This window comes from Pelistega indica (assembly GCF_000506865.1).
GTDB lineage: Bacteria > Pseudomonadota > Gammaproteobacteria > Burkholderiales > Burkholderiaceae_B > Taylorella > Taylorella indica.
Genome location: NZ_AYSV01000143.1, coordinates 1 through 11,376, shown reverse-complemented (window position 1 = coordinate 11,376; position 11,376 = coordinate 1). Strand labels below are relative to the sequence as shown.

Annotated in this window: 5 protein-coding genes; all 5 read right to left on the bottom strand. The window is 40.0% G+C overall.

Annotation, left to right across the window (positions count from 1 at the left end):
• Window positions 1–4,765 (bottom strand): type VI secretion system tip protein TssI/VgrG (tssI, locus tag V757_RS27100; protein ID WP_023953469.1); only part of this gene is annotated, 4,765 nt, incomplete at its 3' end.
• A gap of 26 nt (window positions 4,766–4,791) precedes the next feature.
• Window positions 4,792–5,853 (bottom strand): pentapeptide repeat-containing protein, encoded by a 1,062-nt coding sequence (locus tag V757_RS27095; protein WP_023953467.1) that lies wholly within the window; start codon window positions 5,851–5,853, stop codon window positions 4,792–4,794.
• Window positions 5,853–8,453: a DUF2169 family type VI secretion system accessory protein gene (locus tag V757_RS27090; RefSeq protein WP_023953465.1), complete on the bottom strand. Its 2,601-nt coding sequence runs from the start codon at window positions 8,451–8,453 to the stop codon at window positions 5,853–5,855. The genes V757_RS27095 and V757_RS27090 overlap by 1 nt, the downstream gene beginning before the upstream one ends.
• 3 nt (window positions 8,454–8,456) lie before the next feature.
• Window positions 8,457–10,808 carry a type VI secretion system Vgr family protein gene (locus V757_RS27085; protein WP_023953463.1) on the bottom strand — a complete coding sequence of 784 codons (2,352 nt, stop codon included), beginning with the start codon at window positions 10,806–10,808 and terminating at the stop codon, window positions 8,457–8,459.
• A 9-nt stretch (window positions 10,809–10,817) separates the two neighbouring features.
• On the bottom strand, window positions 10,818–11,207 hold the full coding sequence (locus V757_RS27080) for a DUF4150 domain-containing protein (protein ID WP_023953461.1): 390 nt from the start codon (window positions 11,205–11,207) through the stop codon (window positions 10,818–10,820).
• Between the last annotated feature and the right edge of the window lie 169 nt (window positions 11,208–11,376).

Sequence of the window (11,376 nt, the reverse complement as noted above, 5' to 3'; positions counted from 1 at the left end):
AACGTCCGATGGGATCATACTGATAGCTAAGCTCTCCCTTACGACTATCCTTAATCCCTGTTAATCGATTGGCGCCGTCGTAGTCATAGACTCGTTGCAAGACGGTTTGTTTAACATATTTACCTGTTTGCGTATGTTGCTGACTGAGTCTGCCGGCTATATCGTACTCAGTGCTCTGCATCAAATCGTTTGCCCAGTGTCGCTTCACTTCTCGGTGATTACTATCACGCTCCACATCAATCAAACGCTCTTTATCTAGCAACATCCCATGCAGGTGTCCTGATCCATAGCGCAGGTAGTCCACCACACGACCATCGGGACGCGTCGTCGTTATCAGATTGGATAATTCATCGTAGGCAAATGCCCAATGCTTACTCACCTGATGATCAAACACCGTATAATCGTGATCCTCGGCAATCACATTACCCAACGCATCTAGCGTAAACTGATGACGGGCATGTGGGTTTTCGGCGAAAATGAGACGTCCATTAATATCATACCCATACGCTCGTGTTTCATCCGCACTCATAACCTGCGTCACTCGTCCCATCACATCATACTGATAACGTATCGTTTGGTCTTCAAACGTCACCCCATCCAAACGACCCGTTTGCTTATTCACATGATAGTGTTTTTGCTTACCATCAAACGCTTGCTCATGTACTAAACGCCCCTGTGGATCATAGGCAAACGTATAGCGGTCTTGATTTTCATTGAGTAATTGACTTAATCGACCCAGTGGATCATAACGATACGCCACCTCATGATTCAGTGCATCAATCCTCGCCTGAACCCGTCCTGCTTCGTTATAACGGTATGAGGTCGTATGGGATAAGCCATCCACAAATGTCAATAGTCGACCTTCTTCATCATGGGTAAAATAGACGGGATTAGTTCCTGAACGCTCTACTTTGGCTAACTGTCCTTTCGCATCATAGGTATAGTGCTCTGTTGTGCCACTCGGCTCAATAATTTCTATTAAGCGATCAAAGGCATCATAACGATACTGCGTAGTTTTACCCGAACAATCACGATAGGCAGCTAGCTGACCTGTCGGCGTATACATGAGGTGCTTAACACCTCCTTTGGCATCAATGACACGCGTCACATAACCCTGAGCCGAATAGCCATACTCGGTCACATGTCCTAAGGGGTCAGTCTCTGCTATCACTTGGTGAAATTGATCATAATCACGTAACCAACGACTACCATTAGGCTCTTCTAACACGCGTAAATGATTATCCGCATCGTATGTATAGCGGATTCGACTACCGTCTGGATTGATAGTTTCAATCAGATTATCAAAGGCATCATAAACAAAGTTTGCCACTGTGCCATCTGCGTATTTGACCTGTGTAATATTATTGAATTCATCACGTTGACTAATTCGTGAGGTACCGTCACTATAATAAATGCCTAATAAATAATTCTCTTTATTAAAGGTATATTTGGTTGTCTGCCCTAAACCATCCGTGACATAAGTCGTCAAATTTTCTCGATCATAACGCAGGCTATATGCCATTGTGCCATCGTCTAATACCTCATAAATACAGCGAGGGACGGTACCTGTGGTATCCCAACGTAAACTCACTCCACGATTGGTTTTATCGGTATAGCGAGTGATCAAGTGCTGTTCATATTGATAATGATTACTTGAGCCAAACTGATCGGTCGCCTGTACTAAATCACCCTGAGTATCATAGCGATACTGCGCCACTATTATTGTTTGCGGGGTATCACTTTCTGGCGTCAACCCTTGATAACTAATCTGTACAATACGATAATCTTGGTCATAGACAAACTGTAATTGGTAGAGTGGCGATGATAATGTGTCAAGCTGACCTGTTTTGTCATAAGCCAAGACTATTTTATTACCATTAGCATCTCGTATAGACGTGAGTCGATACACTCCTCCCATCGCTTCATAATGCTCAACCGTATGATTTTTATAGCGGATTTCAATATGACCTTCTGCCACTATTTCCCAGTACAGTTCCTCTTTACGGTCATACCATACTTCATTAAGTGCTAAATTGTCTCTGCTCTCAACTAAGCGACCTAATTTATCAATATACACAAAATGATTACCATCACGATAAATATACCGTGTGTACTCAGTTAACCAACGAGGACCCAATGGGCTTAAAACCCCTGCCGTATCGAACTTATAGCTGTTGGAGACATACCGACGCTCCCACGTAATGGGAATCGCATCACCTAAACTAAAATCCGTATGCTCAAATTGCTCATCACCAAGGGCATAACCAATAGATCCGCCACCACGAGCTAACCCTTGACATTCTTTGCATTCATTTGGTTTGCTATCTGGATCTCTACCTTGACCATTTCCATTCTGATTGTTTGGATTACCGTCACCTGATCCATCGCCGTTATTCTTTTTACCACCACCTTTACCATTCTTACCTTTACCGAGACCAGTTATCCATTGCTGAAAGCCTGTCTCTAGCGAAAGTCCTGTAAACTTCAGATCTGCCAAACCAGATTTATCTTCAGCACCTAGCATCTGGAAGTTCAGACCTGTTGCCCCCATAGTCGTTAATTGCGCATTCGTTGAGTTAGCATGAACCCCGATAGAGCATACATTTTTGGAGAGCACATCAGCTGCCATACTATCTTTCAAGGCAGCCAACGAAATACCAACATTAACGGTTTTATCACTACTTGCCGAGACCGTCGTATCTAATAGAGACATTGTTAATAGCGTTGGTGCCTTATGCTCAATTTTATCTTTGGCATCAAAATACGCTCCCGCCGCTGGTTTAATAGAATAATCCGTCGTATCTACGGTGGTTTCACTTTGATCAGACACGACATCATAGGTCTGTGCTTTAAAATCAATATCCCCTGTTTTTAATGATGCACCTGTCTGAATTTGACTGACTTCTTGTCCACCAATCGTTTCATTCACTGTACCCGTCACTTCCTCATCATCAGAAGCATCGGTATTAATATGCAAACCTTTAACGGTATGTGTCGCCACCCCAGCAACACTACTCGTTAAAGAACCTGTAATGGTTTCATCTACACCATCTAAGTAGTTTTCTTCTAGATTTCCTCCTATTTCTTCCGTCAATTGCGTCTGAACACTTCTCTGATGATCACTCGCATAGGTATTCTCTCGACCAGAAGCAAGCTCAGTATCGGAGGTGCTATGAGCTGTATGCGATCTAAATCCACTAATCGCTGACACGGTATTGCCGACAATCTTTTGCGTCTGGTTATTTTTTACCTTTGTATTTAAATCTTTCTCTGCTTGCAATGACAGCATCTCTTGCCCAGGACGATCTTCAAACATTAAATGATTAGATTGACTGGTATCACCATAACGGCTCTTGGTAAAAAAGCCACTCTTAGTCGCCTCATCAGGAAGGTTAACGGGAGGCATATTTAAATCGTTATAGACTCGTCCAATCACTACTGGTCTATCAGGTTGACCATCAACAAAATCAACCACCACTTCTTCACCAATTCGTGGAATTTGCACACCACCAAAACCATCTCCTGCCCATGGTGTAGAGACACGTACCCAGCAAGAACTCTCTTCATTTTTTTTGCCCTCTCTATCCCAGTGAAACTGAATTTTAATACGCCCATATTTATCGGTATAAATTTCCTCTCCTTCTGGACCCACTACTTGAGCGGTTTGAGGGCCCGACATTTTAGGCTCTTTATGGACTCTTGGCGCTCGATATTGCACCGTTGCCGGAATTTGTAGCGTCTTAATTTCTACCAAACTCGTTTGCTCATCTGTGACATAAGATTGCACCCGAATATCATACGTTGCCTGAATCACCAGATATTTACTATTCTCTGCGGTAATAGGAAAACCTTTGAGTGTAAAGGTATAACCCGGTGCCAAATCTCTCAATCGTGTCTTAGCTATTGCATGATGTTGTAAGGCTTGTAAAGCCTCCAAATGCACTTGAGCATAATGTTTGGACTCAGCATAACTAGCATATCCACCAAAAGGCTCATAAATTTCTAAGTCAACCCCAAACGTATGCTGTTCAGCTTTGGTCACCATTCCTCTCATATCATCGCGAGGATTTTCAAAGTTATAGTCTTGTGTACTATAACTACTAGGGGTGAGTTCTTCTACGCTATTCCATTCAAAGATATGCTGTTCAGTAGGGGTCGCTACGCCATTTTCTTCTACAAATTGTGCTTGTGCATTGACTGCTAAGGCAGGATGACTATTTTTATGATCTGTTAATACCAGCGTATGATCATCCGCCGTATGTTTAAACCAATAGTAAATCCCTTCATGCTCCATTAAGCGACTGATAAAATCAAAATCAGTTTCTTCGTATTGGACACAATATACCCATGTACGATAACTTTCTAAGGTTTTGTCCTCAAACTTAATGTGATGTTCAGCTAATACTTCTTTAACAATATCTAAGGCTGATTTTTCCTGAAAAATCCGACTATTATTAACCTGCGTCAAATACCATAATTCAGGGCGTAAAGTCAGCTTGTATATATAATGTTTTTTCTCTTGATGGAATTTTTCATTGACCAACTCAACCTTGGTAATGACACCATTGAAATAACGTGACTGATGGTTATTTTCAAGAGCAATACTCGCTACCGTCCCTAACAAGCTTTCTGGCTTAATAGGCAATCTTTCTGCAACGACGGTTACCTGATAATCATAACTGTCTGATAGTTTTTCATGACCTTGTAACGATAAAAAGGCTAATTGTTGCCCAAGTACTGTTTTTATATTAGCAATACGATTCATATCATCCTCTATACTTGCTCAAGACATTAAGCGTGATATTGTTCACTCCATAACTCAGCTTCAAATAAAGCGTCATCTTTTTCACGAACACCAGCTCGTTTTTTCAGCTGTTGATCAGTAGTGATTGCCCGGTGAAAGCGCGTCTCATTAAAAGTTGCTCCATCAAAAGAAGCCTCACTAAGATTGGCGTAAGAAAAATCAGTAAAATAAAATTGACAATTGTCGAAATTCGCCTTAGTGGCATTCGCTTTTTGCCAAACAGATAACGACAAATTACTTTGACTAAAATTGGCCTGCTCAAAAAAGCCTTCGACAAAAATACTCTGTTCAAAATCAGCATTTTTCGCACTCAGGTGATCTGCCTGTGCCTCTAGAAATATGGCATATTTGCCCTGTACCTCATCCATGCACACAAATGACATCTTGGCCCCATTAAATGAAGCTTGCAGTAAGTTGGCTTTTTTAAATGAAGCGCCCGTTAAATCAGCTTCTGTAAATACACTCTGTGATAGATTCACCCCATCAAACTGATGGTTTGCCAGATTTGATTTGGTCCACACCATATTTTGTAACTCACAGTGTGAGAATAAACATGTCCTTAAATCTAACTGATAAAAAATAGATTTATATAAATTGCACTGTTCAAAAACCGTCTCATCTAACTGTGTATCAGTACATACAAGTTCGGTGGCTGTTAACTGCTGAAATGTTGTCTTATGAAAGTAACTTTTGATAAAAGCGGCTTTTTGATATAACCCACTATGAAATTGGGTACTTATAAACTGACTTTCTGACCAGCTGGTTTTAGTGATTTGACAATTGATATGGTTAACACCCGAACAATTACACTGGTTAAACAGCGTTGCATTTAATTCACATTCAATAAAACGGGCGTTTTCAAAATCACAGTCATTAAAAATACTTTCATCAAATGCATTACGGTGGAACAGTGTATTTTTTAAATTAACATTCTCAAAAATAACTCCTCGCATATCCATATGTGAAAAATCCATGCCTGAGCAATCAACATTCACTATCGTGATACCATTATCTAGCCACTCTTTTAATTGCTGTTCTGATACTCTCATCAAGTAGCCTCCCGTTGACTAGGCTCTAGTTGAGCAAGCACCATATAATTTTCATGTTCAATACAATCATCTGAGAAATGACTCAATGCTAGCTCTGTCCTAAAAAAATTCACATGTGTAAAATTAACTGCCTCAAAGACGCAACGCCCCATCAATGAGTGAGATAAGTTTGCACCAGTAAAATCCACCCGTAAAAACTTAGCTCGACCAAAAATAGACTGTGGTGTTTGTGAATGGTTAAACGCTGCATTTTTAAAAATACTAAGTGAAAAATCAGTATTATCTAAAATAGCTTCACTAAAATTTACCTGTTCAAAAATCTGTTGCCTTAATGAACTATTTTTAATATAAACCTGTGTGAAGTCATTATTTGCCAATACCTGATCTACCTTAACAGAGATAGCTTCTAACCATGACTTGGTAAATTGTGTGTGTACAATCGCCCCATCATTAATGGCTAACCGTACTATATGGCAGTCAATAAATGCACTCTTCTCAATGGAGGTATTCATAAAGGCACATTTATTCATTTGCGTCTCGGTAAACTCAACACCCACCAAAGAACTTTCTACAAATACGGTTCCTTCTAATACCCCTACATTAAACGCACTCTGTTGAAACTCACCTTGTTGAATAAAAATTTCAGAAAAATCACAATGGTTAAAATAACTGTGCTGTACTTTCAACTGCTCAATCGTCATTTTCTGGAATTGACATGACTCAAAAAGACAGTGATCCATCGTACATAAGCTAATGTTACTCATTTCAAAAGTACACTGTTCAAACTTACTTGCTGTCAATTCTGCATAACAAAGCGCACTCATATCAAAACAACAATTTTTAAATGTACTTTGTCGTAAATTAGCTTTCTTTAAAACACTGGCTTTAAAACTTACCCCATCAAACACTAAGCCACTTAAATCTGCTCCCGTTAAATCCATATGTTCTAACGGTTTCTGTTCATTGATAGCCTGTAACACCAGTTCTCTTAAGACGTTAGCTTTTGTCTTATCTTCAATGAATGTATTACCGTGTAAATGGGCACTCATTGCATAGAGCTGTTGCTGACGTTGTTGTGTTTTCTCCATTTGAACAGTATCTATACCCTCAAAAGACTCTGCGAATGTGCTTAATGCTGTCTCTTGACGACTAACATTAGCCCCATCTCCTTGGGTGATGATTTGCTTCAAATAGTCCTCACCCCCCAACAGTTCTAGGACTGTTTTGTCTTTTCCTGCCGTTCTTTTGAACCTAATCGAGGCCTCTTTCACCTCTTTTAAATGTTCTTTCATTTGCTGAAGTTGTTGCTCTCTAAGCTTCTGCTCTTCAGGTAACATCCGCATATCTACTAAAGGAGATGGCATAGGCCCAACTATTTCAGGTAAAAAATGATTAGCATCAACCCCCATAGTTGTTAGCTGCTCTCTCGCCATGGAGTACATATACTTTTGTAATTGGCTTAATTTAGTTGCTAAATGCCCTTTCATCTCACTTGTCGGAGCAATCGTATCAATCTGTACATTTTCAGGTAATAAATCTTCATCTAAATAAGCTAATAAGGCAGATTCATCATGGTTCTCTCTGGTGCGCATAAAGGACGTATAATGCGCCGCCTCTTTGGGTGAATGCTTCCATTCTACGGCTGCCAATACATGCTTAATTTCTGCACCATCCTCATACCAACAAGGCACAGAGCCTTGGAAAATCACGATATAACTTTCTAAATGAGGAATCAGCCATAATGTTTTTAACGATAAAAATACATCTCTTATTAATGGCTCTGTGGTTTCATTTTCTTGCAGTTCAATCAAACACCTTCCTCTCCACGCAGGTACAATGCCTGACCATTGAGGCTTCTCTGGATGCATATTCTTAACGTTAAACAGAGTATTATCCGTAAACTCCACCTGATCAAACCATATCTGTTCATCTTGTGCTGCATTAAACAGACTAGGATCCATATCGTCAAAAAAACCCGGGAAATCCGTTTTTTGCCATTTTTCAGTATATGACCCTACTTTAGAAAATCTGATTGGCCAGGTAATAGACTGTGCCCCAAAATTCACTGCTCTATAGATTTTCTGCCTATCAATCACTTGCTGAGTAGGATCCTCAATATTAGGCAACTCTCTGATAGCCACATTCTCTCTGAGAATGTCCTCTGCTCCTCGGCCTAAAGGATTATTCTCATAATTTCCCCCTCCATAGCTATTTGCCCAAGAAAGAGGCAGGCTTTCAAATGCAAGAGGGTTAGAAATCTTATCACCGTCAAAATAGCGGTCACCCGTCACAAGTAATTCGCGTTTTTTATCATTAACCTCTACCGCAACACGGATAGATGTTTTATCTTGTTGATGCGCTGTATAGGCATAGCCTGATACCAAAAATTCTGGATAAACTTTTGGAATACCATATTCTATAATCCCTTGTGAATCTAGATGCTCTGCCGCCACTTTCCATAACTTACTCTCAGACTCAATAACCGGTGCACCAGATTTGGTATTGACGAGTAACATTAGACTTAACCCTATGCGTGACTGACCTTTCCAACGATAGGGACGTACTAATAGACTAGAGGCAATTGACTTGGATATTTTCATAAACTATACATTCAATTTAAGTGCATACTTGTCCAATTTTTTACCATAGTGTTTTAAATCTACACCGGTAAAACTAACCGCCATACCTTCTGATACTTCTGTACGGGCAAGGATTTTTGCTTGTAGTCCTACAGCGGACATCTTAATAGCGCTCATAGCATCATTAGTTACACCCAAAGCCACCTTCACCATATTACTATCGCTTACTTTACTACTTGACTTACTATCCATAAGTGCGACACCCAATTGAAATGCCGTCACTTTTTTATTGTGAGCAGCGGCAGGTAATTTATTCTTACTAATCGTTGCTTGTTTCTCTATACTGCCTGCATTCAATACTAGCTTCGTATCAACTAAGTTTAAATATTTAGCAACAGAGCTTAAGGTAAAGGCCGATGCCGCCGTAATTTGATGAATAGGCGCAAAGAAACCCATTGCTCCAGACGTAACAATTGTCTGCAATAATCCACCAATCTCAACTTTGGAACCTGCCTCAAGCGTATTAATCTTATCGGCGGCAATCTTATCATTACGAAACGCATTAATCGTTTGCTTCATCCCTGTTGCATAGTGATGTATCGAAGGTTCTTGTGCAACTGTCAATGATTCTGTTCCTGCTGTTGTTTCTGCATTCGTACCTGTGTACTGACGATATTGGCGTTGATGTACGGTGTCTTTACTATCTCCAGCTACTTTTAGAGTATGCCCATTTTCATGCTGATACGTCGCGTTTCCTTGTACTTTTTTATCCACCTTGCCGCCAAACTTCCATTGATGAGCACCGGTAATATTTGTTGCAGATGACCCTCCTACACTATGATTGCTATCATTCTTAACCAAAAGGTCCATGTCTTTTTGAGCAACCATTTTGAGCAATTCTTGACCTAAATCATCCTCAAATAATAAAGAGTTAGCTTGATCAGGATTACCATCTTTGGTACGCGTATGAAAACCACTTTTTGTTGCTTGCTCTGGCAATTTAACTGGTGGCATATTTTCAGCATTATAAAGTCGTCCAACAACGATAGGTCTATCCGGTCTACCCCCTAAAAAGTCCACAATCACTTCTTCATTAACACGTGGAATTTGAATACCACCAAACCCACCACCAGCCCATGGATTTGAGACCCTCACCCAGCATGAACTATCCTCATTGTATTGACCATATCTATCCCAATGAAATTGGACACGAACCCGACCAAACTCATCTGTCCAAATGGTTTCCCCATCTGGCCCAACAACGCGTGCCGTCTGCGGACCATATGTATAGGGTTTGGGGGTAACGATAGGGTGTCGGTATTGCACATCAGATGGCATTAACTCTACTTGTAAGGCTAAGCGAGACTGATGATCCTCATGACTCATATAAGGAGCTTCAGCAAAATCATATGCAAGTCGAGTGATTAAGTATTGTTGATTCTGTTTACTATTTGGATGTTTCTCTAACCCTACTGTTGACCCAACCGCTAAGAAACAAGCATTTGAGGTAGCTCTCACTTTGCTACGTTGAGCATCTGCAATTTCGACCTGAATTTTTGCTAATTGTTGCCCCTCTTCTACATCAGTATAATCACCCATAGGTTTATAAATCTCAAGTGATAAGCCGTGATTATTCTGCAACCCAGACTGCTTATTGACCTCTAATGAAACACTGGGTTTATTTAGATTGTAATCAGTCGATGCGAACTGGTTACTTCCCAAGGATACAGATGGCTGCCAACGATAAAAATGTGGTTGGACATGATTCTCACCTAAGCTATTAGGGTAGAAATTAAGTGTACTCTTACCTTTTACCGCTTGGTGTGCTTGCATATTATCGGCGATTACCAAACGGTGCTCTCCATTCTCATGCTTAAACCAATAATAGATCCCTTCATGTTCCATTAATCGACTAATAAAATTAAAATCTGTCTCATCGTACTGAACACAATATCCCCATTCTCTATACGTGCCCGTTAATTTAGTTTCTAGTTTGAATGGATAATTTTTTAAGACATCGCGAATAATTTCTATCGCAGTTTTTTCTTGATAAACTTTATAATGGTTTGTTTGGGTTGCCAACCATAGCCAAGGTCTCACAGTAGCCTCATAGCTAAAATAACGCTTTGTCTTGGTCTCTTCTGCAACTCTCTGTACCTTTGTCACAATACCGTTCAATACTTTTTGATATTGATTTTCCTTTACCTCAACGGTAATATCATGCCCCAATAATTGTTTAGTATCAAACCCACGATTCTCTACTAAAAAAGCAACCTTAAACTCAAATAATCCCGACAGGTACTCCTCACCTGTTAATGATTTAAACAAGATTTCTTCACTGACCGAAGGCGCATTAATATGAAAAATTCGATTCATTATTGACTCCTATGCCGCCAAAATACTAATATGAGGACAACTCGGAATAATCGTAAAACCAAATGTATTAATCATATTCTGAGGTCCACCTGCACACATTCGATTCGCTGGAGTACCAAACAATAATGTGGTATAGGAATTTAATACTAGCCTTCTACTTTGTGAAGCCACAGTCTGAGAAATAACTCCCAATGCAACACCTGGCAAATCACCTAAGGTCAAAGGAATGGTTGTCATCATATTATGTGCAAACGCATTATTAAATAAAATTTTGATCGCCACTGGTATCGCCGCCATAGGAAAAGCCATATCAGGTAAAGGTATGGGAACTAATGCAGGTGATTTACACACATCTGGAAAAGCAAAATCCATTCCTATCATTTGATTTGTCGCAAACATAAATGTCACCTCTCTTTATGCATTCTTAATGGTTATAGCTGTAAATTCAGCAGGACTTGCATAGGCTTTATCACTTTTTCCAACGCCTTTTAGTGCTACACCTACYGMTTCATACTTTATCAACTGAGTATCCAAGTATTTAGACCTGCCATCCACTTTGATTGCTGAC